Raw genomic sequence first — 23,237 nt, forward strand, 5'->3', positions numbered from 1 at the left:
CAAATAAATAGATCGATTATAATGCATTACATGAGAAAAATCGATCATTTGGCGCTGGACGGCCACGCTCTCGAACTGTTCCTGGCAGTGCTGGAGGAAGGTTCGGTCACAGCGGCCGCAACACGCCTTGACCTGACGCAATCGGCCGTCAGTCATGGGCTCAACAAGCTGCGGCGGATCGCGGGCGACCCGCTGTTCGCAAAGTCCGGCCGCGGCATTGTCGCGACCGCCCATGCCCAAGCCCTGGCCGCCAAGGCGCGCGCGCTGATCGACGAGATGCGCAGCTTCGCCGGCGGCGTCACTTTCGAGCCGGCGAGCGCGCAGCTGTCGCTGACGATCGCCGCCAATGATTTCCAGCGCGACCTGCTGCTCCCGCACTTCTTCGACCATGTCGCTTCGCAGGTGCAAAGCCTAAGCCTGCGCGTGATCCCCTCGCAATCGCCCTCGCCCGCCGTGCTGCGCGAGAATCGCTGCGATCTGCTGATTACCCCACTGCCGCCGTCCGGCGTCGACATCGTGCAGAAGCGGCTGCTGAGCGATCATTACGCCTGCTACTACGATCCCAAGGTGCGTGCCGCACCATCAGGCCGCGGCGCTTATCTCGCAGCCCGACACATCACCGTGGTCTATACCGACAATGAGCGGCTCGACTTCGACCGCCGGCTCGCGGCCAACGGCTTCCACCGCGACATCGCCATCTCGGTGCCGAGCTTCTCCGGCGTGCCGTCGTTCCTGCGCGGCTCGCAAATGCTCGCGAGCATGCCGAGCCTGCTCGCCTCCGGCGTGATGCACGGCTTCGCGCATGCGCAGATACCTCTGCCCTCACGCACCCGCACGCTGGCCGAACTGCCGATGTTCATGGTCTGGCACCAGCGCTACCAGAAAGACCCGGCGCATCGTTGGGTCCGCGCACAATTGGAATCGGTGGCGGCGACCGCCACTGCCTGAATTGACCTGCCGAGCGCGAACCGAGGTTCATTGGCTGATCTGCAAGGACGTGCTGAGCGTGCACTGGGCCAAGGAATTGCTTCAGCGCCGGTAACGATAGTGCTCGTTGACTGCCGCGGCGGTGGCCTGCCCCTCGCCAAACCCACTGGTTGCGCGCGGGCGGCCACGCTAGAATTCGGCCATGACAGTGACCGACATTGCGAGCCGAACCTACAATCACAGCTGGCGGCTGGATCCGATCATCCGCAGCCTGCTCGATACCGATTTCTATAAGTTATTGATGTTACAGATGATTCGGGAATCGTACCCGGATCAGCAAGTGACGTTCTCGGTGATCAACCGCTCGCGCCATGTGCGGCTCGCCGAAATCATCGACGAGGGGGAGCTGCGTGCCCAGCTCGATCACGCCCGGACCATCCGCTTCACCAAGAAGGAGTTGATCTGGCTCGCCGGCAACACCTTCTACGGCAAGACCCACATGTTCTCGGCGGACTTCATCCGCTGGCTCGCGGACTTCCGCCTTCCTGAATACGAGCTGCGCAAGGTCGAGGGCCAATACGAGCTGCACTTCTACGGGCCGTGGACCCACACCACGATGTGGGAGATTCCGGCGCTCGCCATCCTCAACGAATTGCGGTCGCGCTCGGCGATGAAGGGCCGTGGCCGCTTCGAGCTCGACGTGCTCTACGCCCGTGCCAAGGCCAAGCTGTGGACCAAGGTCGAGCAGTTGCGCGGGCTGGAGAATTTGAAGCTTTCCGACTTCGGCACGCGCCGCCGCCATGGCTTCCTGTGGCAGCGCTGGTGCGTCGAGGCCGTGAAGGAAGGCCTCGGCCAAGCCTTCATCGGCACCTCCAACGTCCTGCTGGCGATGGACAACGATCTCGAGGCGATCGGCACCAATGCCCACGAGCTGCCGATGGTCGCAGCCGCGCTCGCCAGGGACGACGAGGAATTGCGCTGGGCGCCGTATCGCATCCTCGATCAGTGGCGCCAGACCTATGGCGGCAACCTCCTGATCGCGCTGCCCGACGCCTTCGGCACGAAAGCGTTTCTGCGCGATGCGCCGGAATGGGTCGCCGACTGGACCGGCTTCCGCCCCGACAGCGCGCCGCCGATCCAGGCCGGCGAAGAGATCGTCGCCTGGTGGGAGAAGAAGGGCCGCAATCCCAAGGACAAGCTGCTGGTGTTTTCCGACGCGATGGATGTCGGCTCGATCGAGGAGACCTATCACCACTTCGCCGGCCGCGTGCGGCTCTCGTTCGGCTGGGGCACCAACCTCACCAACGATTTCGTCGGCTGCGCGCCCGACGGTTCGTTCGATCTCGACCCCATCTCGCTGGTCTGCAAGGTGTCGTCGGTCGATGGACGTCCGGCCGTCAAGCTCTCCGACAATCCGGAGAAGGCGACCGGCATGCCCTCAGAGATCGAACGGTACCTGCGCGTGTTCGGCAATGCCGGCCGCGTGCGCCAGCCGGTGTTGGTGTAGCGCCAAGCTGAAATCCTCTCGATCGGGTAAATCGCGAAGGCCAGATTCGCAGCATTGGTGCGCCGATGTGACACGTGTTCCGGCTGCGTGGCATTTGCTGCGATCTGCGCGCATCCGTTTCACGACGCTTTCACCCTGCGCGACAGTCTCTCGGCTTTTTCAGGTCGAGTTAAGCACCGTTCCCGTCTCATTGGAGTTATCAGCGGAACGCTCCGCTGGGATCGTTGAATGATTTGGGGAACGCAGAGTGTTTCGCAGAACAGCAACGTCGTCGAAGGAACGCAGCTTCCTTCACGTCATCAAGCTCGTCTCGCCGTTCGTGATGGTCGTCGTGCTCCAGGCGACAATCGCGGGGTTCAGCCTGGAGGTGATGTCCTCGGTCCGCGCCTATGTCGCCGGCGAGGCGATGTGGTCACGTTCGCAGAAGAACGCCGTCTATTTCCTCAATCTCTATCTGCATTCGGGCGACCCCGCCCAGTTCGCGCAATACCAGACCTCGCTCGCCGTCCCGATCGGCGACGAATACGCGAGATGGGCACTCGAGCGCGATCCCGTCGACGTTGAGCTCGCGCGCATCGGCCTCCTGCAGGGCGGCAACCATCCCGATGACGTCCCCGGCTTGATCTGGCTGTTCCGCTATTTCCACCAGGTCAGCTTCTTCCGTGAGGCAATCCGAGAATGGGCGGCCACGGATCCGATGCTGCTGGAGCTCAGTGTCTTCGGCGAAGTCATCCGGGGCGAAGTGAAGAACGGCCCGATCGGGGATAGCGACCGCCTGCAATATCTGTCGTCGCGGCTCTCGGAGCTGAACAGGCAATTCACCGGGCATGCCACACGGTTTTCGACGGTGCTCGGCGAAGGCTCACGCACCATCAAGCTGACGCTGACCTGCTTGAACATCACGACCGCGATGACGTTGATCCTGCTCCTCATCTGGCACACCCGGCGATTGGTGCTGCAGCGGCAGGCTTTCGAAGACGCGTTGCGTGCCGAGAAGGATCGCCTCGCCTTCCAGGCCTCGCATGACTGGCTGACCGGCATCGCCAATCGCCGCGCTTTCGAGGCGCGCCTGCAGAGCGAGCTCGATGGCTGCAGCGAAGGCGCGCTCAGCCTGATTCTGCTCGACCTCGACCAGTTCAAAAGTGTCAACGACAGCTGCGGCCATCTCGCGGGCGATCGGCTGCTGTGTCAGGTCGCCCAGCTATTGCAGCAGGGGCGTCGGCCGGATGATCTGGTCGCACGGCTCGGCGGCGACGAATTTGCACTGATCCTGCCGCAATGCGCGCCCTATGACGCCGTCAACATCGCCGAGCGGCTGCGACTGTCGCTCGAGCTGTTCAGCTTCGCCTGGGACGGTCGTTGCTTCGCAGTGACCGCCAGCATCGGTGTTGCCTGCATTGCCGACGGCAACACCACACGCGAGGAAGCGATGCGTCAGGCCGACGCCGCCTGCTATCGCGCCAAGGAAAAGGGACGCAATCGGGTTCAGGTCGACAACGGGAAACCGGATGTCGTTGTCGTCGCCCCAAGATCGCGCGAAGCTGTTCGCGCGTAACGACGGCCGGCGCAATTATCGCGCCGGCAGGATCCCGAGACCCAGGAGCTGCGCGTCCAGGAACTGCGTGACCTGCTGGCGCAGCATCTGCGGCGGCACGGCGATCATGCGCTCTTCAAGGCCGAGCGAGATGATCCCGTGCACCGCGGAAAACAGCGTGCGCGACAAGAGCGCGATCTTCACATCATCCGCATCCGGTAGCACGCGCACCAAGGGCGGATGCATCAACGCAAAGGCATCCATCACCATCTGAAGGATGTCGTCGGGATAGGGACGATCATCCTCCATCCGATGCTCGAACAGCGAGCGCAGCAGATTGGCGTGCTCGGCAAAGAAGTCGAGATAGGTCTCGGCCAGGCCATAAAGCTGGCGCACGGGATCCTCGGCCGGAACGCCGCCCAGCCGCGCCGTGAGCGCCTGAACCGTCTCCCGGTTGACGGTCAGGATCACCCCATCGAAGTCGCCGAACTCGTTATAGACACTGCCGACGGAGCAGCCGGCGGCCTCGGCCACATCCCGAACCTTCAGCGATCTCAATCCCTTACCCGCGATGATGCCGCGGGCGATTTCCAGGATCTGGAGCCGGCGCCGACTTTTTTTTTGGTCGCGCACCGATTCTTCTTGAACATTGTTCATTTTCAAGCTACTCATGTGAACAATGTTCAAATTAACCCGGAGACCTGCAAAATGCAAACCCTCGCTGTTGATATCGCCTCCACCTTCGTCGACGACGCCGCGGCTCTCGTGACCGGCCTTGGCCGCTCCCTGCTGCGGTTCGTCATGGCCCCGATCGATCGCATCGCAAATGCCTGCGACATCGCCGGTGTGCTCACTGAGCGCCGCGCGACCTTCCGGACGTGGCGGGCGAGCCGCGCCCGTGCCCGCCATGAGGGCCGCCGGTTCAGCATTCTCGGCCGCCTCAACCCCTTTCGTCATCTGGCTCACCTCACCTGAGCAGAGGCTTCGGCGCATGCTGGTCCGTTCGAATGCGAGGGCAGGATGCAACAAAGGACTCACTATGTCCGGATGTAGCCGGCCGGTTCGCCCGATATCGACGCTTCGATTCAGCTTTTCCTTATTGGCCGGCGCGGTATGCGACAGGCGCGGCATTTCCGCCCGAACCGCGGCCGCGACCGATATTTGCGAACCTAACGAGATCACTTGGAGACCAACAGGATCGGAGGGACCGAGGGGACACGGCAGGCCGGCGACCACAGTCGCCCTGCAATCACTCCTCCCATACCCTTCCGGTCGTGACGTTCGACCTGCAACATAACAACCTCAGGCTGCCTTTTCAAAACAGGACTAGTCATGATCAGGGATTTGATGTCGTCACGCCGCTTTGCGCCGCTGTTCTGGGCGCAATTCTTCTCGGCGCTCAATGACAACGTGCTCAAGAACGCACTCGTCATCATCCTGCTTTACAGCGCCGCGACCGGCCACGGCGATGCCCTGGTGACGGTGGCAGGCGCCGTCTTCATCTTCCCCTATTTCATCCTGTCCGGGCTCGGTGGCCAGCTCGCCGACAAATACGTCAAATCGGTCGTCGCAAGACGATTGAAATTTGCCGAGATTTTCGCGGCGGCTTTCGCCGCTGCCGGCTTCTTCCTGCACTCGGTGCCGCTGCTGTTCACGGCGCTTGCATTGTTCGGCATCATCGCCGCCCTGTTCGGTCCCGTGAAATACTCCATGTTGCCGGACCAGCTCGCGCTCGGAGAGCTCGCGACCGGCAACGCGCTGGTCGAAGGCGCGACCTTCATGGCGATCCTGCTCGGCACCGTCGCCGGCGGCCAGTTCGTCGCCGGCTCCGCCCATATGGGCTGGGTCGCATCGGCGGTCGTCGTGCTGGCCCTGCTGTCCTGGGCTTTTGCTTCCCGCATCCCGCAAACGACGCCCTCCGCGCCCGATCTGCCCGTCGATGCCAATCCCTGGACCTCGACGTTCAGCCTGTTGAAGACGCTGTATGCCGACCACCGGCTGTGGGACGGCACCGTGATCGTCTCCTGGTTCTGGCTGGTCGGCGCGATCGTACTGTCGCTGTTGCCGGCTCTGGTCAAGGACGTCGTGGGTGGCAGCGAAGGCGTGGTGACGCTGTGTCTTGCGATCTTCGCGATCGGCATTGCCATCGGTTCACTGTTTGCAGCCCGCCTGAGCCACGTTCGCCCGAACCTCGCGCTGGTGCCGATCGGCGCCATCATGATGGGATTTGCCGGCATCGACCTCGCCTGGGCCATCGGCGTCACGGTAAAGGGTAACGATATCGCTGCGGTCGACTTCGCAACCTCGTTCTCGGGTTTGCGCATGCTGGTCGACTTCGTCGCCTTCGCATTCGGCGGCGGCCTGTTCGTCGTTCCGTCCTTTGCAGCCGTGCAGGCATGGTCGGCCCCGACCGAGCGGGCCCGCATCATCGCCGCCGGCAACGTGTTGCAGGCCGCCTTCATGGTGGTCGGCTCGCTGTTCGTCGCGCTGTTGCAGGCAGCGGGCTTGCATGTCGGCTGGATATTCCTCGGCCTCGGCGTCGCGAGCTTCGGCGCCGTGTGGTTCGTGCTGACGAAATGGGGCAAGGAAGGCGTGCGCGATTTCGGCGCCCTGCTGTTCCGCGCGCTGTTCCGCACCGAGGTCCGCGGTCTGGAAAACCTGCCGCCTCCCGGGACGCGCATGTTGATCGCGCCCAACCATGTCAGCCTGATCGACGGCCCGCTGCTGCACGCCGTGCTGCCGATCGATGCGAGCTTCGCGGTCGATACGGGCATCTCCAAGGCCTGGTGGGCCAAGCCGTTCCTGCGCGTGGTCAAGCACTACACCATGGACCCGACCAAGCCGCTGGCCGCGCGCGACCTGATCAAGCTCGTTGCGGCCGGCGAACCGGTCGTGATCTTCCCGGAAGGCCGCATCACCGTCTCGGGCTCGCTGATGAAGGTCTATGACGGCACTGCGATGATCGCGGACAAGGCCGACGCCGTGGTCGTGCCGGTTCGCATCGAGGGCGCGCAGCGTTCGCATCTCAGCTATCTCAACTCCAGCCAGATCAAGCGCTCGTGGTTCCCGCGGGTGACGGTGACGATCCTGCCGCCGATCAAGCTTCCGGTCGATCCGGCGCTGAAAGGCAAGGCGCGCCGCAATGCCGCGGGCGCCGCGCTCCAGGACGTCATGATCGACGCGATGGTCAAGAACGCCATGCTCGACCACACCCTGTTCGAAGCGCTCGGACACGCCCATCGCGATCGCGACACCGGCAAGGTGATCATCGAGGATGCGCTCGGCACCAAACTGACCTACCGCAAGCTGATCCTCGGCGCGCAGGTCCTAAGCCGCAAGCTCGAGGCCGGCACCTCGTCCGGTGAGAATGTCGGCGTGCTGCTGCCGAACTCCGCGGGCGTCGCCGTCGTCTTCATGGCGCTGCAAAGCATCGGCCGCGTCCCGGCGATGCTCAATTTCTCGGCCGGCCCGGTCAACGTCCTTGCCGCCATGAAGGCTGCACAAGTCAAGACCGTGCTGACCTCAAAGGCCTTCATCGAGAAAGGCAAGCTCGACAAGCTGATGGCCGCGATCTCCGCCGAAGCCCGCGTCGTCTATCTCGAAGACGTCCGTGCCTCGATCGGCACCGCCGACAAAATCAAGGGCCTGCTCGCCGGCACCGCGCCGCGCGTCGCCCGCCAGGCCAACGATCCCGCCGTGGTGCTGTTCACGTCGGGCTCGGAAGGCACGCCCAAGGGCGTGGTGCTGTCCCACCGCAACATCCTCGCCAACGCGGCGCAGGCGCTGGCGCGGGTCGATGCCAACGCCAATGACAAGGTGTTCAACGTGCTGCCGGTATTCCACTCGTTTGGGCTAACGGGCGGAATGATGATGCCGATGCTCGCGGGCATCCCGATCTACATGTACCCCTCGCCGCTGCATTACCGCATCGTGCCCGAACTGATCTACCAGACCGGCGCAACGATCCTGTTCGGGACCGACACGTTCCTGTCCGGCTATGCGCGCTCCGCGCATGCCTACGACTTCCGGACCCTGCGCCTGGTGATCGCCGGTGCCGAGGCGGTCAAGGACCGCACGCGGCAGGTGTTCATGGAGCGCTACGGCATCCGCATCCTCGAAGGCTATGGCGTCACCGAGACGGCGCCGGTGCTGGCGATGAATACACCGATGGCCAACCGCCCCGGCACCGTCGGTCGCCTCTCGCCGCTGATGGAGAGCCGCCTCGATCCGGTCCCCGGCATCGAGGAAGGCGGACGCCTCTCGGTGCGCGGACCGAATGTGATGCTCGGTTACCTCAGGGCCGAAAATCCCGGCGTGCTCGAAGTGCTCCCCGAGGGCTGGCACGACACCGGCGATATCGTGGCGATCGATGCCGCCGGCTTCATCACCATCAAGGGCCGCGCCAAGCGCTTTGCCAAGATCGCGGGCGAAATGGTCTCGTTGTCGGCAGTCGAGAGCATCGCGACGACGCTGTGGCCGCAGGCCGCATCGGTCGCCGTGTCGATCCCCGACCAGCGCAAGGGCGAGCGCATCGTGCTGCTGACGACGGAGAAGAGTGCCGAGCGCAGCGCGATGCAGGGCCAGGCCAAGGCGATCGGCGCGTCCGAGCTGACCGTGCCCGCGGCGATCATGGTGGTCGACAAGGTGCCGCTGCTCGGCACAGGCAAGACCGACTATGTCACTGCGACGACGATGGCCCGCGAGCAGGCGAGCTCGCCGGAGCGCGAGGTCGCGTAAGAACGATGCACGGGGCGCCTGAAACCAGCGGCCCGCGATGTCCGGGAGTGGTTCTGCTTCATGGTATCGCGCGCACCTCGGCATCCCTGAGGTGTCTTGAACGGGCGCTCCAGGCGGCCGGCTTTGCAACGCTCAACATCGACTACGCCAGTCGCACCAGGCCGATCGCAGACCTTGCCGACGATATCCATCCCGATATCGCCGGCTTCGCCGACCGTGACGCCCCGCTCCATTTCGTCGCACATTCGATGGGAGGCCTGCTAACGCGCGCCTATATCGCGAAACATCGGCCGGACCGGCTTGGCGGTGTGGTGATGCTTGGTACGCCGAATGGCGGCAGCGAAATTGCCGACCTCCTGAGCGGATCTCGTCTGTACCGCGCATTCTACGGTCCGGCCGGACTCGAACTCACGACAGCAAGGCGACCAAATGCCCTGCCCGCCGTGAATTATCCCGTCGGCGTGATCGCAGGAAATCGCTTTATCGATCCCGTCGCCGGTCTCTTTGTTCTGCCAAAGCCGAATGACGGAAGGGTCTCGGTTGCGAGCGCGATGCTGGCCGGCATGGCCGACCATATCGTCGTCAAGGCCTCGCATACCGGACTGCCGCGCAACGGCGTCGCGATCGAGCAGACGATTGCATTTCTTCACGAAGGCCGCTTTAACGCGGCCTGACCGCTACGCCGCCGTCCGCCGCTCCTGCGCATAACGCACCAGCGCCGCGAAGCGATAGATGCCGTGCACGAACTTGCCATAGGGCATGGTGATGAACAGCGCGAATACCGCGCCAAGGTGCAGCGCCAGCAATGGCCCCATGGCGGCAGTTTCGCGCAGAAGCAAAAGCAGCACGCCGGTGAAACCGGTCAGAAACAGCATGGCGATGAAGCCCACGTCCATGCCGTAACGGTCCTCGTCGAGTAGTTCTGGCGCCCGACGCAACTTCGCGATGAACAGCCCGACGGGACCGACGATGAGCCCGAGACCTCCGAGCGTACCGAGCACGACAGGCAGATCCCACCACGGATACGGCGCCTCGCGGCCGAGCAGATAGTGATACAGCGTGGCGACAGAGGTCGCGGCGAAGCACAGCAGGAAGCCGTAGAACGTCAGATGGTGATAGAGCTTCCGTCGGTCGGTCGGCTTGTCGTCCTCGTTGTAGCAGCCGACACCGCCGCCATGGAGATAGCGCAGCTCACCGGCGTCGCGGATCGCCTGGAAGATCGAGCCGCCATCGGCCCGGCCACCGATCGGCGTTCCGATATCGCGCCAGAAGGCGCGCACACTCATGACCAGCGCGAGGATCGCATAGAGGAAAGCCGCACTGAACAGCGCGGCCATCGCGTTGTGCGGCATCAGCTTGTAGAACGCGCCGGGCCCGGTGTTCACGCCGAACAGCACGCTGCGGTCGTTCAGCGCGGCGAAACCCAGAATGAAGGCAGCCATGCTGAGCGCAGCGACGATGCTGATCACGAGGCCGTTGCGCGCAAACGCACCGGACAGCGCCTGCGGCCAGGCATAGGCGGCGTAGGACTCGGCGCGCGCCACGGCAAGCGTCTTCGGGACGTTGACGTTAAACTCGTGAGGCGGCGAGAACTGGCAGTCGACGTAGCAGGCGCCGCAGGAATGGCAGAGGTTGGCGAGATAATTGAGGTCGCCATCGGAAAAGGCGCGACGCATCTCCATCGCGGGAAACACCGCGCAAAGCCCCTCGCAATAGCGGCAGGAATTGCAGACCGTCATCAGACGGTCGGCTTCGTCGAGGATCCTAGTTCCGTGCATGTTTCGCCGCTTCCCGTCCCGCGATCCGCCCGAACACGCTGCCGATGGTCATGCCCATGCCAGCCGCGTAGCCTTTACCCAGCACGTTGCCGGCCATGATCTCACCGGCCGCGAACATGTTGGCCGACGGCTTGCCGTCAGCCATCAGCATCCGCGCCTCCTTGCTCACGCGCGTCCCGAGGTAGGTGAAGGTGATGCCGGGTCGCACTGGATAGGCAAGATAGGGTGGCGTCTCGATTTTACGCGCCCAATGCGTCTTTTGCGGAGTGATGCCTTCGGTACGGCAATCGTCCAGGATGGTGTGATCAAAGGTGCCAGGTCGCACCGCGGCGTTGAATTCCGTGATGGTCTTTTCAAGCGCGGCCGGATCGAGTTCGAGCTTGCCGGCAAGCTCGGCGACCGTCTGCCCGGCGATGGGCGGGAATAGAGTCGGCATGAAGGAGGTAACGACGGTGGAATCGAAGATGATGTAAGCGATCTGGTCGGGCTGTGCCGCCACCAGCCGGCCCCAGATCGCGTAGCGCTTCGGCCAGATGTCCTCACCCTCGTCATAGAAGCGCTGAGAATGCTTGTTGACGACGATACCGAACACGACCGAGTCATGGCGCGTGATAATGCCGCCATCGAATTTGGGCGCGCGGGCATCGATCGCGACCGCGTGGCACTGGGTGGGATCGCCGACCTCCTGCACTCCCTTGGCGAGTAGCATCTTCAGGATCGAGCCACGATTATAAGGCGTGCCGCGGATCAGGAAATTGTCGGCGGCTTCGCCCCAGTATTGCTTCAGCCATTCGATGTTGGCCTCGAACCCGCCGGCCGCCGCGACCAGCGAGGTCGCGCGGATCTCGGTCTCGCCCTTGATCGGCCGCTTCAGACGCGCGGCGAGGAACATGCCGTCCTCGATCACGAGGTCGGTGACCTCGGCATCGTATTCGACATCGACGCCGAGGCGCTCGGCGGTGAGATAGAGCGCGTTCAGCATCGCGCGGCCGCCGCCGAGGAAGAACGAGTTGGTACGGCCAAGACTCAGCGTGCCGCCGAGTGAGGGCTGCCAGCGCACGCCCTGCTCCACGATCCAGTTCAGGATGTCCTTGGACTCCCGGATCATGTGGCGGGCGAGCACCTCGTCGGTTTGCCCGCCGGTGACGCGTAGCAGATCCTCCCAGAACTCCTCCTCGGTGTAGGGCCCGGTCAGGATTTCGGTCGCGGCGTCATGGGCGCAGCGCATGTTGCGGGTGTGACGGGTGTTGCCGCCCCGATAGAATTTCGGCGCGCCTTCCAGCACCAGCACGGACGCGCCGCCACGGCGGGCCGAGATCGCCGCGCACAGCGCCGCGTTGCCGCCGCCGATCACCAGCACATCGTATTTGCTGCCCATGCCGTCTGTCCGATGCGACGAAGTGAGAGACCTTCTGCCCGCCGGCGGACCAGGTCAAGGCTGTAGCCATTGCGTACGCTTGTATACAAAGATATACATAAGCAGCACAAGCGGCATCTCTGCATGGGCAGGATGCGCCTTGAGGGATCATGGCCAGACGTCCAGCAAAGGCAGGCGGATCGATCATGCGCGGCAGTGGCGTCGCGCTCGGTGAAGCCGTATTCCGTTCGCTCTGCGAGGCGCTCCAGGCCGGCAGCTACCGGGCCGGCGATCGTCTGCGCGAGGAAGAGGTCGCACAGCGCCTCAAGGTCAGCCGGACGCCGGTGCGCGAGGCGCTTGGCCGGCTCGCCGCGCGCGGCTTTGTCGAGCCCGCCGGCGGCCGCGGGCTGATTGTCCGCAATCTCGACATCTCGGAAGTGCTCGAGCTCTACGCGATGCGCGAGATCATGGAAGGCGCCGCCGCGCGCCTGGCCGCCGAGCACGCCTCCGCACCCGAGATCGACGCGCTCAGGGATATCGAGCAGGCTTTTGTCGAGGCGCCAGAGACCGACGCCGCCGAGATGGCAAGGGAAAGAGCAAGGCTTAACCGCGCCTTCCACGAAGCGATCTGCCGCGCTGCGCGCAACCGCTATCTCGACAATGCGTCAGGCGAATTGCAGGACTGGATCGCCCTGCTCGGTCCAACCACTTTCACCCTGACTGGGCGGCCCTCGACAAGCCACGGCGAGCATCAGGCCATCATCGAGGCTATCGCCGCGCGCGATGGCGACAAGGCCGAGCAGCTTGCGCGCGCCCACATCCGCGAGGCGCTGCGCTGCCGGCTCAAACTGCTGCAGAAGCAGTAATCGCGATCATTTGCCGGAATCGAGCAACCTTGCGATGACCGGGAAGTAGGCATCGCCCATTCCGCTTGCGATCGCCTCCTCGAAGATCGTGCGTATGAGCGCTGCCCCGCGCATCTTGACGCCGGTCTGCTCACCGAGTTCGAGCGCGTAGCTCAGATCCTTCATCGCATATTCGGTCGAAAAGGCGCGCAATGGAAACTCGTTCGGAACGATCGCCTTCATGCCGTGGTTGCGCAGTGCGAAGCTGTCGGCTGAGCCTTTCGACAACGTCTCCAGCAACAGCTGCGGCTCGACGCCGCTTCGCCTGGCGACCGCGACAGCTTCAGCCAGTGCGTTCACCGTTTCGAACAGCACCATGTTGTTGAGGATTTTTGTGATCTGCCCGGCTCCCGTGCCGCCACAAAGAGTGACATCGGTGGCGAAATGGCGGATCAGCGGCTCGACCTGCGCAAACTGTTCGGGCGTCGCGCCGACCATCACGCTGAGGGTGCCGTCCTGCGCGGCCTGACGGGTGCGGGCGATCGGCGCGTCGATCCAAAGGGCGCCTTTCTCGGCAAGCTGGCGGGCAAACTCGCGCGTCATCGCGACCTCGGACGTTCCGAGATCGACGACGGCCTGGTCGCGCCGTACCGTCGGCAGGATGCCGCCCTCGAAGGCGGACAGCACATGCCTGGCGCTGGGCAGGCAGAGGAAGATGACGTCGCTGCTACCGACAACATCGGCGACCGATTTTGCCGCGACCGCCCCATCGGCCACGATCCGTGCCAACGGCTCCATGGCAAGGTCGAATGCCAGCACCTTGCGTCGGCCCTTGCGCAGCAAATTCCGGCAGATGGGCTCGCCCATGACACCGAGACCGATGAACCCGATAGCGTCAGTCATCCCAGGCGCCCTCCCCGACGTCACGCGTCGCTCATGTGTTTGGAAAAGCAATAGACGCAGGGAAGACCGGTGGCCAGCGACGCTACGTAGACCAGCCCTGCGGCTCGCACTCACCTCAGGCAAGCACGTCGGCTACGACCGCCTTCACCACATCACGCACATCGGCCGGATTCATGCGCACCTGCAGGCCGCGCTGACCGCCATTGAGGTACACCAGATCATGCGCGAGCGCGCTCTGCTCGATCACGGTCGGGACCGGCTTGCGCTGCCCGAACGGGCTGATGCCGCCGACCTTGTAGCCGGTGATACGCTCTGCCTCCGGCGGCTTCATCATCTGCGCCGACTTGCCGCTGACGGAAGCGGCGAGCTTCTTCATCGAGACTTCCTGGTCGGAGGGAACGATCACACAGACCGCCTTGCCATCCACCAGCGCCATCAGCGTCTTCAAAACGCGCGCCGGGTCCTCACCGAGCGAGGCGGCTGCCTGCAAGCCGATGCTTTCGGCGTCAGGATCGTAGTCGTAAGAATAAACGGTGAAGGCGACGCCGGCCGCTGTGAGCGCGCGGGTGGCGGGGGTGACTTTGGACATCCGCCACGTTTACCACCGTCATTGCGAGGAGCGAAGCGGCGAAGCAATCCAGAATCCCACCAAGGAGACAATCTGGATTGCTTCGCTACGCTCGCAATGACTGGTATGGCCTACTCCGCCGCGTCCCGCATCTCTGCCCGCTCCGCGCGCGCGGCGCAGAACTTGAACTCCGGGATCTTGCCGAACGGATCGAGCGCCGGGTTGGTCAGCAGGTTCGCGGCCGCCTCAGCGTAACAGAACGGCATGAACACCATGTTCTCCGGTACGTCGCGGTCGGAGCGGACCTTGACCTCGACCGCGCCGCGGCGGGTCTCCAGGCGAATGAAGTCGCCGGGCACCAGCTTCTTCTTGCGCATGTCCTTCGGGCTCATGAACGCCACCGCCTCCGGCTCGATCTGGTCGAGCACCTGCGCGCGGCGGGTCATCGAGCCAGTGTGCCAATGCTCCAGCACGCGACCTGTCGAGAGTACCATCGGATACTCCGCGTCCGGCAGCTCATCCGGCGGAATGACATGAGCTGGCACGATCTTGCCGCGGCCGCTCGCAGTCGGGAAGCCCGTCGTGAAGATGATCTCGTTGCCGGGCTTGTTCGGATCGTCGGCCGGATAGGTCACGGCGCCTTCGCGCACCAGCCGCTCCCAGCTGATGTTCTTGAGCGACGGCATCAGCTCCGCCATCTCGGTGTAGACCTCGCCGGGGCCGGAATAATTCCACGGCAGGCCCATGCGCTTGCCGATCTCCTGGATGATCCAGAGATCCTGCCGCGCATCCCCCGGCGGCTTGACCACCTGGCGCGCGAGCTGCACGCGGCGATCGGTGTTGGTGAAGGATCCGTCCTTCTCGGCGAAAGCCGAGGCCGGCAGGATGACGTCAGCGTGGAACGCGGTCTCGGTGACGAAGAGATCCTGCACCACGAGATGATCGAGCATCGCGAGCGCCCCGCGCGCATGCTGCAAATCCGGGTCGGACATCGCGGGATTCTCGCCCTCGACATACATGCCGTTGATCTCGCCGGCGTGGATCGCGTTCATGATCTCGACCACGGTCAGACCGCGGACGGGATCGAGCTCCTGGCCCCACAACTTCTCGAAAGCGCCGCGCATGTCGTCGCGGCCGACCGGCTGGTAGTCCGGCAGGAACATCGGGATCAGGCCGGCGTCGGAGGCGCCCTGCACGTTGTTCTGGCCGCGCAACGGATGCAAGCCGGTGCCGGGACGACCGACCTGGCCGGTGATCAGCGACAGCGCAATCAGGCAGCGCGCATTGTCGGTGCCGTGGACGTGCTGGCTGATGCCCATGCCCCAGAAGATGATCGACGATTTCGCGCGTGCATAGGTGCGCGCCACTTCACGCAGCGTCTGTGCCGGGATGCCGCAGATCGCTTCCATCTTCTCCGGCGTGAACTCCTTGATCTTCTCCTTGAGGTCCTCGAACCCCTCGGTATAGCCGGCGATGTACTGGTCGTCGGTCAGGCCTTCCGTGATGATCGTGTGGATCATCGCGTTCAGCATGGCGACATCGGAGCCCGGCTTGAACTGAAGGTGCTTGGTCGCATGACGCGACAGCGTCTGCCGGCGCGGATCCATCACGAACAGCTTGGCGCCGTTCTGCTTGACCGCGTTCTTGATGAAGGTCGCGGCCACCGGATGGTTCACGGTCGGATTGGCGCCGATCACGATAATGACCTCGGCGTCCATCGCGGCTGCGAACGGCGCCGACACCGCGCCCGAGCTCAGACCTTCGAATAACGCCGCCACCGACGAGGCGTGGCACAGCCGCGTGCAGTGATCGACATTGTTCGAACCAAAGCCGGTGCGAACCAGCTTCTGGAACAGATAGGCCTCTTCGTTCGAGCCCTTGGCCGAACCGAAGCCGGCGAGCGCCTTGGAGCCCTTCTCGTCGCGAATTTTCGCGAGGCCCCTGGCGGCGATGTCGAGCGCCTCTTCCCAGCTCGCTTCACGGAAATGCGTGAACGGGTTGGCGGGATCGACCTGGTCGTTGGGGTCCTTCTTCGCATTCGGCAGCCGCACCAGCGGCTTGGTCAGGCGATGCGGATGGTGGATGTAGTCGAAGCCGAAGCGGCCCTTCACGCAAAGACGGTTGTGGTTCGCAGGGCCGTCGCGACCCTCCGCGTAAATCACCTTCTCGTCCTTGACCTCATAGGTCACCTGGCAGCCTACGCCGCAGAACGGGCAGAGCGAATCCACCTTCCTGTCCGCGTAGGTCACGCGGGTCTGCGCCTCGTCCAGCATCACGGCGGGCATCAGCGCACCGGTCGGGCAGGCCTGCACGCACTCGCCGCAAGCCACGCAAGTGGACTCGCCCATGGGATCGTCAAAGTCGAACACGATCTTCGAGCCGTGATTGCGGTACGCCATGCCGATGACGTCGTTGACCTGAACTTCGCGGCAGGCGCGCACGCAGAGCCCGCACTGGATGCAGGCATCGAGATTGACGCGCATCGCTGGATGGCTGGCATCAGTCTCCCAGCGCTCGGCCGCGGGGAAGCGGCTCTCGGTGACACCAGTGGTTTCAGCCCAATGCCAGAATTTCGAATCCGGATCGTGCGAGGTCTCGCGCGCCGGCTGGTCAGCGACCAGCAGCTCCATCACCATCTTCTGTGCGGAGACGGCACGCGTGGATTCGGTCTTCACCTTCATGCCGACCGATGGCGTCCGTTTGCACGAGGCGGCAAGCACGCGCTCGCCCTCGATCTCCACCATGCAGGCGCGGCAATTGCCGTCGGGGCGGTAGTCCGGCGCCGGCGAATAGCACAGGTGCGGAATCTCGCGGCCCTGGCGTTTTGCGACTTGCCAGATCGTCTCGCCGGGTTTGGCTTCGACCTGCTTGCCGTCGAGCTCGAACGTAATCTTCGTCATTCGGCCGCTTCCTTGAACTCGTCAGGGAAATATTTGATCACGGAGGACAGCGGATTCGATGCCGCCTGTCCGAGCCCGCAGATCGAGGCATCGCGCATCGCCTGGCTCAATTCTTCCAGCAATGCGCGGTTCCAGACCGGCTTCTGCATCAGCTGCGCCGCCTTCTGGGTTCCGACGCGGCAGGGCGTGCACTGGCCGCAGCTCTCGTCCTCGAAGAACTTCATCAGGTTGAGCGCCGCCGCGCGCACGCTGTCCTTCTGCGACAGAATCACGATCGCCGCCGATCCGATGAAGCAGCCGTATTTCTCCAGCGTGCCGAAATCGAGCGGGATGTCGTCCATCGACGCCGGCAGGATGCCGCCGGACGCGCCGCCCGGCAGATAGGCGTAGAACTGATGGCCATCGGCCATGCCGCCGCAATATTCGTCGATCAGTTCGCGGATCGTCAGCCCCGCGGGGGCGAGCTTGACGCCCGGCTCCTTGACGCGGCCGGAGACCGAATAGCTGCGCAGGCCATGGCGCCCGTTGCGCCCTTGCGACGTCCACCAGGACGCACCCTTCTCGACGAGATCGCGCACCCAAAACAGCGTTTCGAGATTGTTGATCAGGGTCGGCAGACCGAACAATCCAACCTGGAAGGGATAGGGCGGCTTGTGCCGCGGCAGGCCGCGCTTGCCCTCGATACTTTCCAGAAGAGCGGATTCTTCGCCGCAGATGTAAGCGCCCGCCCCCCGCCGCAGGTGGATGGCGGGCCCGCCGGGCGGCAGCTTGGCGATCTCGAGCGGAAGCAGCTTGTGGGCCGCCGGGTACTCGTCACGCAGATAGATGTAGACGTCGGCTGCATCGACGACATGCGCGGCGATGAGTGTTCCTTCCAGGAAGCGATGCACGTCGCGAAGTAGATAGAAGCGATCCTTGAAGGTGCCGGGCTCGCCTTCGTCGGCATTGACGACCATCAGGCGTGGTCCCGGTTCGCCGAGCACCGAGCGCCATTTGCGTCCTGTCGGGAAGCCAGCGCCGCCCAGACCGCGAAGGCTGGAATCGTCGAGGACCTTGAGAATGTCCTCCTTGCTGACCTTGCCGGCGCGAAGGTCACCGAGCAACTTGTAACCGCCATCCCTTACATACGCATCGTAATCGACATAGGCGGGAATGATCGGATCGGTCTCACCGCGCGCTGAGAGATCAAGCACCTCAGCCTTGGTCGCATTCAGCACATAGCGATGGCCGACTTCGGCGACCGGCGCGTTGTCACAAAACCCGACGCAGGGCGCGCGCACCACGCGGATGCCGGGGCCGCTCGCGCTCTGCAAATCCTCGAGCAGCTTTTCGCCGCCGAGCATGGCGCAAGTCAGCGAGTCGCAGACGCGGATCGTCAGCGGCGCGATGTCGGGCTCGCCCTCCTTCACCACGTCGAAATGCGCGTAGAAGGTCGCGGTCTCGAACACTTCCGCGAAGGCAAGCTTCATCTCGTCGGCGAGCGCGGCGAGATGCGCCGCCGAGATCTGGTGATATGTGTCCTGGATCAGGTGGAGATATTCGATCAGGAGATCGCGCCGCCGCGGCTTGTCGCCGAGCAATTGCTCGATCTCATGCAAGGCGGTCGGATCGACCTGCCGTCCCTTGGGCGTGGCCTTGGCGCGCCGGCGGCCCTCGCCCGGATGCTCGAATTCTCTGACTTTGTGAACGTCGTCGTTGCTGCTCATGGAAACGTCGCGTTCTCCTCAAAAGCGCGATGATCTGGAACGGGATTGCCATCGCGATCCGCCCTTATTTCCAGACCCGATCAACGGGAACCGCGTCTCCCGCGCCCCGTGGATCGAGCCTTGTCGAACAGACTCTAGCCTCTGGTATGCCAGAGGCAAGAGAGAATTTAGAACGACTCTATAATGCTTTAGGGGGCCGACAGCCGACCTGCCATGCCCCCCGCACAACGTCCTGTGGAACTCAAAACCCTGGAGCTTCCCTCCTTCACCCTCCAAGGCAACCCGCGCTCATTCACTGTGAGACCGGGCGCCCTGGAAGAAGACGAAGAAGAAGCGCTCTACTGGAACAGCTTCATTGAGTTGGCGAGGGTTTGCACCACCCCAAACAAGAGCGGGATGCCCACAAACCCCCATGCAAGAACCAAATGCAGCGTCGTGGTCGGTTGGTCTTCGGTGCTCATGATCAATATCCTTATGCCCGAGCCGCGGCCGGAGCCGTGGCGTTCGCTTCCTGGGGTTCAGTTCCGCGCGAATCGTCCGACTTCATATGGAAGCGGGCGTCCACGGCCTTGACGAGGAAATTGCAGATAAAGCCAATCACCAGCAGGCCGGCCATAATGTACATGGTGGTGTTGTAGGCCTGCGCCTTCGGCACGCCATGCGAAACATTGTACTCGCGGATGTAGTTGACCAGCACCGGTCCGAAGATGCCCGCCATCGACCATGCCGTGAGCAGCAGACCGTGGATGGCACCGACATAGCGGGTACCGAACATATCCTTGAGATAAGCGGGAACGGTGGCGAAGCCACCACCGTACATGCTGATGATGATTAGGAAGCAGACGACGAACCCGACCACACTACCGATCGACCCCGTGTAGGGAACAGTACAATACAGGGCGAAGCCGAGGAGCATGAACACGAAGTAGGTGTTGCGGCGACCGATATAGTCGGAGATCGATGCCCAGCAGAAGCGACCGCCCATGTTGAACAAGCTCATCAGACCGACGAAGCCCGCCGCCGCGACCGGGGTGATATGGCCGGGGAACATCTCCTGGCTCATGGCCGAGGCCTGTCCCAGCACGCCGATGCCGGCGGTCACGTTGAGGCACAGAACCCACCAGATCAGCCAGAACTGCGGTGTCTTCAGCGCGTCGTAGACGAACACGTCATTGCGCGTAATCAGCTTCTTCGACTGCGTCGGCGCGACATAGCCCGCCGGCTTCCAACCCGGCGCCGGCACGCGCACGATGATTGAACCGATGATCATGAACACGAAATAGACCACACCGAGCACAATGAACGTCTCGGCGACGCCGATATGGGTCGCGGTCTGAAACTTGCTCATCAACCAAACCGAAAGCGGCGAGGCGATGAATGCGCCGCCACCAAATCCCATAATTGCCATACCCGTCGCCATGCCGGGTCTGTCGGGAAACCATTTGATCAGCGTCGAGACAGGCGAGATATAGCCGATGCCGAGCGCGATGCCGCCGAGCAGGCCGTAGCCAAGATAGATAACCCACAACTGATGGGCATAAACACCGAGAGCCGATATCAGGAATCCGCCCGCCCAGCAGCATGCGGCGGTGAACATGGCCCGGCGCGGACCGCCCTCTTCGACCCAACGGCCAAACACGGCCGAAGAGACTCCGAGAAAGAAGATGGCGATCGAAAAGATCCAGCCGAGTTCGGTCAACTTCCAATCGTCAGGTGCGGACTGGCTCACACCGATCAACTTGGTCATCGGGAGATTGAAAACACTGAAGGCATAGGCCTGGCCGATGCAGAGATGCACACACAGTGCCGCCGGCGGCACCATCCATCGGCTGTATCCAGGTTTCGCGACGGTATGTTCGCGGTCAAGAAATGATAAGATTCCCATCGTCGGTTTCTCCCCTGCAGCTGCCCTTCTGAGCAAGACTGCCGCTACGATCTTGTTCCTCAGCCCATTGCGGTGCAGCCGTTGCCCCTGCTGCTCCGCACAATCACCCAACACGCGCCAAGACCGTCACGCGTGTCTGAAAGTTAACCCCTCGGACGGGGCTCTATGCCCGATACGAATTGCCGGCTTCGTGCGTGGCCCGCTGATCCGCGTATCGCAGACGAGACTCAACCTCCGCACTTGCGCGGAGAAAGCCAATTGGGACAGAAGCCGTGATCGATGTCGATAGATAAATGGTCGGTATCCGCGCGCTATCGCGCTCAAGGACGCAGCGCAGCATTGGTGCTGCCTATCGAGCCATTTGCCTTTTCTATCAAGAACACGATGCGCGCGTCGTTGCGCTCGGTGATCTCCACCGTGTCGCCGGTCTCGCGGATCAGATTCGGAATGTCAATCACCGACAACGGATCGGTGCAGTGGACTTCGAGCTGATCGCCCGGCTGCAATGGTTTCAACGCCTTGCGTGTTTTCAAGGCCGGCAACGGGCATTTCAGCCCGGTGAGATCGAGCGTCGTTCTGGTCATGAGCGCAACATGGCGGGAGGGAGCAAGGGCGTCAACGCAGGGGCTTCAGATCAGGACTGCATAGGACAGGAAACCTACGTTCTCACCCGGCTCGACGCGCGTGATGTCTTCGCCGAGCTCAATCAGGCCGTCGGTCTCCACCAACGACGACAGCAGGCCGGCGCCCTCGCGTGGAAACTTGACGGCTTCGAGCGCGCCGTCGTCTGCGCGCCGCAAGGAGGCGCGCACATATTCGCGGCGGCCCAGCTTCTTTTTGTAGGTAAACGCCGCGCGCACCGGCATCGGCAACAGCGGCTCCGGTAGACTTCCGGCAAGTGCCAGCACGGTTGGCCGCACCACATGGACAAATGTGACAAAACTCGCGACGGGGTTGCCGGGTAGCCCGATCAACGGCGTGCCGTTGATGATGCCCATCGCCACGGGCCGGCCCGGCTTGATCGCCATCCGCCAAAGCACGAGCGAACCAACGCTCTCGACCGCCGCCTTGACGTGGTCTTCCTCACCGGTCGAGACCCCGCCGGTGGTGAGGATCAGATCATGCTGGCCCGCAACCTGCTTCAATCCACTCGCGAGCGAGGTACGCTCGTCGCGCAGGATGCCGAGGTCAGAGACCTCGCAACCGAGACGGCGCAGCATCGCCATCAGCATGAAGCGGTTGGAATCGAACAGCTGCGATGCCGCGCGCGGCTCGCCGGGCGAGGCCAGTTCGTCGCCGGTGGAAAACACCGCGACACGAATGCGCCTGACCACATCGATTTGCGTCAGGCCAAACGCTGCGGCAAGCGCGACATGCTGGGGCCGCAGCCGCTGACCGGCGCGCAATGCGGCGTGCCCAACGGGAATGTCCTCTCCTGCCGGGCGGACATTCGCCCCCGGCTTCAACCCGGGCGGCAATACGACCTTTCCTGATACATCGATGCGGACATCTTCCTGCATGAAGACCGTTTCGGCCCCCGGCGGCATCGGTGCGCCGGTAAAGATGCGTGCGGTGTGGCCGGGCTTGATCGGCGCTTGAGCCAAACCGCCGGCCTGAATTCGACCGTCGAGCGGGAAGGCTTGTTCCACCTTTTGCGGAAGGTCAGCATTGCCCACTGCGTAACCGTCGACAGCGGAATTGGTGAAGGGCGGCAGCGGCAGGGGCGCAGCGATATCGCGCGCCAGCACGCGTCCATCGGCGTCGACGAGCGCGACCGTCTCAAGATCGGCAATTGCACTGACGCGCGCCGTGATCAGGCCCACGGCCTCGTCGACCGACATCATCGGTCCACCGAAGGCAAAGCAATCGTCCGACAGTTGCGCCATGGTGCCTCGTCAGCGCGTCGCTACGCTTTTTGCCGCCGCTTCCTCGATCGGCATTGCGGCGCGCAGCAGCAAGGCCGCCGCAGCCTCGACATCATCGAGATGGACGGTCGGGAGCCTGGTTTCAACCGCGGTGTCGGTTGCAATTCCGACAATGCCGGAATCGTCAGGGAACAGCAGCGGCTTGCCGTTGCCGGCGCGATACACCTCGATCTTGCGATGCGGCTCGCGCTTGAAGCCCTCGACCACAACCAGATCGACGGCCGATAGCTTGCTCAATAGTTCCGGCAGCCGCGGCTCGGCCGCACCGCGCAGTTCGTGCATCAGCGCCCAGCGGTTCGACGACGCCACCAGAACCTCGGCCGCACCAGCTTCCCGATGCCGCCAGGAGTCCTTGCCGGGCACATCGACGTCGAACTGGTGATGCGCATGCTTGATGACGGAGACGCGCAGGCCCTGCGCATTGAAATGCGGAATCAGCCGCGACAACAGCGTGGTCTTGCCCGCACCGCTCCAGCCTGCAAGGCCGATGACTTTCATTCCAGCACCGTCTCCACGCACAGCATCGTCCCTGTGGAACCACCGTTCCCTTCCCGTCATTGCGAGCTTAGCGAAACAATCCAGACTGTCGCCGCGGAAGGATTCTGGATTGCTTCGCTACGCTCGCACTGACGAGCGGAGGCATTTTGCCTATTCCCGGCCATGCT

The 23,237-nt window shown here is 63.5% G+C and carries 18 protein-coding genes; 6 read left to right on the plus strand and 12 right to left on the minus strand.

Features of this window, described 5'->3' with window-relative positions:
• Nucleotides 1-21 precede the first annotated feature (21 nt).
• From JQ631_RS28415 to JQ631_RS28425, 3 genes are all read left to right on the plus strand, one after another.
• Nucleotides 22-948, plus strand: coding sequence for a LysR family transcriptional regulator (locus JQ631_RS28415; RefSeq protein WP_212332532.1), 927 nt, complete (start codon nt 22-24; stop codon nt 946-948).
• 181 nt (nt 949-1,129) lie between these two features.
• The gene (pncB, locus tag JQ631_RS28420; RefSeq protein ID WP_212332534.1) at nt 1,130-2,434 is read left to right on the plus strand and encodes a nicotinate phosphoribosyltransferase; all 1,305 of its coding nucleotides are present in this window, start codon (nt 1,130-1,132) and stop codon (nt 2,432-2,434) included.
• Between the two features lie 247 nt (nt 2,435-2,681).
• Nucleotides 2,682-3,989, plus strand: a complete 1,308-nt coding sequence (locus JQ631_RS28425; RefSeq protein ID WP_212332540.1) for a GGDEF domain-containing protein — start codon at nt 2,682-2,684, stop codon at nt 3,987-3,989.
• Nucleotides 3,990-4,004: 15 nt separating this feature from the next.
• Here the strand turns inward: JQ631_RS28425 and JQ631_RS28430 are convergent, their stop codons facing one another.
• Nucleotides 4,005-4,625: a TetR/AcrR family transcriptional regulator gene (locus JQ631_RS28430; RefSeq protein WP_212332793.1), complete on the minus strand. Its 621-nt coding sequence runs from the start codon at nt 4,623-4,625 to the stop codon at nt 4,005-4,007.
• 675 nt (nt 4,626-5,300) lie between these two features.
• On the opposite strand from JQ631_RS28430, the gene JQ631_RS28435 reads away from it, so the two are divergent.
• Both JQ631_RS28435 and JQ631_RS28440 read left to right on the plus strand, forming a co-directional pair.
• Nucleotides 5,301-8,705, plus strand: coding sequence for an acyl-[ACP]--phospholipid O-acyltransferase (locus JQ631_RS28435; RefSeq protein ID WP_212332541.1), 3,405 nt, complete (start codon nt 5,301-5,303; stop codon nt 8,703-8,705).
• A gap of 5 nt (nt 8,706-8,710) precedes the next feature.
• A complete protein-coding gene (locus JQ631_RS28440; protein WP_212332542.1) occupies nt 8,711-9,379 on the plus strand; it encodes an esterase/lipase family protein in 669 nt (222 codons plus the stop codon).
• A gap of 3 nt (nt 9,380-9,382) precedes the next feature.
• On the opposite strand, the gene tcuB is transcribed toward JQ631_RS28440, so the two are convergent.
• On the minus strand, nt 9,383-10,483 hold the full coding sequence (gene tcuB, locus JQ631_RS28445) for a tricarballylate utilization 4Fe-4S protein TcuB (protein WP_212332544.1): 1,101 nt from the start codon (nt 10,481-10,483) through the stop codon (nt 9,383-9,385).
• A complete protein-coding gene (tcuA, locus tag JQ631_RS28450; RefSeq protein ID WP_212332546.1) occupies nt 10,470-11,861 on the minus strand; it encodes an FAD-dependent tricarballylate dehydrogenase TcuA in 1,392 nt (463 codons plus the stop codon). Before tcuA ends, tcuB begins: the two co-directional genes overlap by 14 nt.
• A gap of 149 nt (nt 11,862-12,010) precedes the next feature.
• On the opposite strand from tcuA, the gene JQ631_RS28455 reads away from it, so the two are divergent.
• A complete protein-coding gene (locus JQ631_RS28455; protein ID WP_212332548.1) occupies nt 12,011-12,706 on the plus strand; it encodes a GntR family transcriptional regulator in 696 nt (231 codons plus the stop codon).
• A 6-nt stretch (nt 12,707-12,712) separates the two neighbouring features.
• Here the strand turns inward: JQ631_RS28455 and JQ631_RS28460 are convergent, their stop codons facing one another.
• The 9 genes from JQ631_RS28460 to mobB form a co-directional block, all read right to left on the minus strand.
• On the minus strand, nt 12,713-13,588 hold the full coding sequence (locus JQ631_RS28460) for an NAD(P)-dependent oxidoreductase (protein ID WP_212332550.1): 876 nt from the start codon (nt 13,586-13,588) through the stop codon (nt 12,713-12,715).
• 115 nt (nt 13,589-13,703) lie between these two features.
• The gene (gene ybaK / locus JQ631_RS28465; protein WP_212332552.1) at nt 13,704-14,177 is read right to left on the minus strand and encodes a Cys-tRNA(Pro) deacylase; all 474 of its coding nucleotides are present in this window, start codon (nt 14,175-14,177) and stop codon (nt 13,704-13,706) included.
• A 110-nt stretch (nt 14,178-14,287) separates the two neighbouring features.
• A complete protein-coding gene (gene fdhF / locus JQ631_RS28470; protein WP_212332554.1) occupies nt 14,288-17,056 on the minus strand; it encodes a formate dehydrogenase subunit alpha in 2,769 nt (922 codons plus the stop codon).
• Nucleotides 17,053-18,762 (minus strand): NADH-ubiquinone oxidoreductase-F iron-sulfur binding region domain-containing protein, encoded by a 1,710-nt coding sequence (locus JQ631_RS28475; protein ID WP_212332556.1) that lies wholly within the window; start codon nt 18,760-18,762, stop codon nt 17,053-17,055. Before JQ631_RS28475 ends, fdhF begins: the two co-directional genes overlap by 4 nt.
• A 338-nt stretch (nt 18,763-19,100) precedes the next feature.
• Nucleotides 19,101-19,223: an MFS transporter small subunit gene (locus JQ631_RS32540; RefSeq protein ID WP_283841826.1), complete on the minus strand. Its 123-nt coding sequence runs from the start codon at nt 19,221-19,223 to the stop codon at nt 19,101-19,103.
• An 11-nt stretch (nt 19,224-19,234) separates the two neighbouring features.
• On the minus strand, nt 19,235-20,584 hold the full coding sequence (locus JQ631_RS28480) for an L-lactate MFS transporter (protein ID WP_433995531.1): 1,350 nt from the start codon (nt 20,582-20,584) through the stop codon (nt 19,235-19,237).
• Nucleotides 20,585-20,967: 383 nt separating this feature from the next.
• Nucleotides 20,968-21,231, minus strand: coding sequence for a sulfurtransferase TusA family protein (locus JQ631_RS28485; protein ID WP_212332558.1), 264 nt, complete (start codon nt 21,229-21,231; stop codon nt 20,968-20,970).
• Between the two features lie 45 nt (nt 21,232-21,276).
• Nucleotides 21,277-22,533: a molybdopterin molybdotransferase MoeA gene (locus JQ631_RS28490; RefSeq protein WP_212332560.1), complete on the minus strand. Its 1,257-nt coding sequence runs from the start codon at nt 22,531-22,533 to the stop codon at nt 21,277-21,279.
• Between the two features lie 9 nt (nt 22,534-22,542).
• Nucleotides 22,543-23,070: a molybdopterin-guanine dinucleotide biosynthesis protein B gene (gene mobB, locus JQ631_RS28495; protein WP_212332562.1), complete on the minus strand. Its 528-nt coding sequence runs from the start codon at nt 23,068-23,070 to the stop codon at nt 22,543-22,545.
• Nucleotides 23,071-23,237 lie beyond the last annotated feature (167 nt).

Origin of the sequence: Bradyrhizobium manausense (assembly GCF_018131105.1) — a bacterium.
Classification (GTDB): Bacteria; Pseudomonadota; Alphaproteobacteria; order Rhizobiales; family Xanthobacteraceae; genus Bradyrhizobium; species Bradyrhizobium manausense_B.

Coding starts and splice junctions, on each gene's coding strand:
- JQ631_RS28415 (WP_212332532.1), top strand. CDS start 22: ATGCATTACATGAGAAAAATCGATCATTTGGCGCTGGACGGCCACGCT.
- pncB (WP_212332534.1), top strand. CDS start 1,130: ATGACAGTGACCGACATTGCGAGCCGAACCTACAATCACAGCTGGCGG.
- JQ631_RS28430 (WP_212332793.1), bottom strand. CDS start 4,625: ATGAACAATGTTCAAGAAGAATCGGTGCGCGACCAAAAAAAAAGTCGG.
- JQ631_RS28435 (WP_212332541.1), top strand. CDS start 5,301: ATGATCAGGGATTTGATGTCGTCACGCCGCTTTGCGCCGCTGTTCTGG.
- JQ631_RS28440 (WP_212332542.1), top strand. CDS start 8,711: ATGCACGGGGCGCCTGAAACCAGCGGCCCGCGATGTCCGGGAGTGGTT.
- tcuB (WP_212332544.1), bottom strand. CDS start 10,483: ATGCACGGAACTAGGATCCTCGACGAAGCCGACCGTCTGATGACGGTC.
- tcuA (WP_212332546.1), bottom strand. CDS start 11,861: ATGGGCAGCAAATACGATGTGCTGGTGATCGGCGGCGGCAACGCGGCG.
- JQ631_RS28455 (WP_212332548.1), top strand. CDS start 12,011: ATGGCCAGACGTCCAGCAAAGGCAGGCGGATCGATCATGCGCGGCAGT.
- JQ631_RS28460 (WP_212332550.1), bottom strand. CDS start 13,588: ATGACTGACGCTATCGGGTTCATCGGTCTCGGTGTCATGGGCGAGCCC.
- ybaK (WP_212332552.1), bottom strand. CDS start 14,177: ATGTCCAAAGTCACCCCCGCCACCCGCGCGCTCACAGCGGCCGGCGTC.
- fdhF (WP_212332554.1), bottom strand. CDS start 17,056: ATGACGAAGATTACGTTCGAGCTCGACGGCAAGCAGGTCGAAGCCAAA.
- JQ631_RS28475 (WP_212332556.1), bottom strand. CDS start 18,762: ATGAGCAGCAACGACGACGTTCACAAAGTCAGAGAATTCGAGCATCCG.
- JQ631_RS32540 (WP_283841826.1), bottom strand. CDS start 19,223: ATGAGCACCGAAGACCAACCGACCACGACGCTGCATTTGGTTCTTGCA.
- JQ631_RS28480 (WP_433995531.1), bottom strand. CDS start 20,584: ATGGTGCCGCCGGCGGCACTGTGTGTGCATCTCTGCATCGGCCAGGCC.
- JQ631_RS28485 (WP_212332558.1), bottom strand. CDS start 21,231: ATGACCAGAACGACGCTCGATCTCACCGGGCTGAAATGCCCGTTGCCG.
- JQ631_RS28490 (WP_212332560.1), bottom strand. CDS start 22,533: ATGGCGCAACTGTCGGACGATTGCTTTGCCTTCGGTGGACCGATGATG.
- mobB (WP_212332562.1), bottom strand. CDS start 23,070: ATGAAAGTCATCGGCCTTGCAGGCTGGAGCGGTGCGGGCAAGACCACG.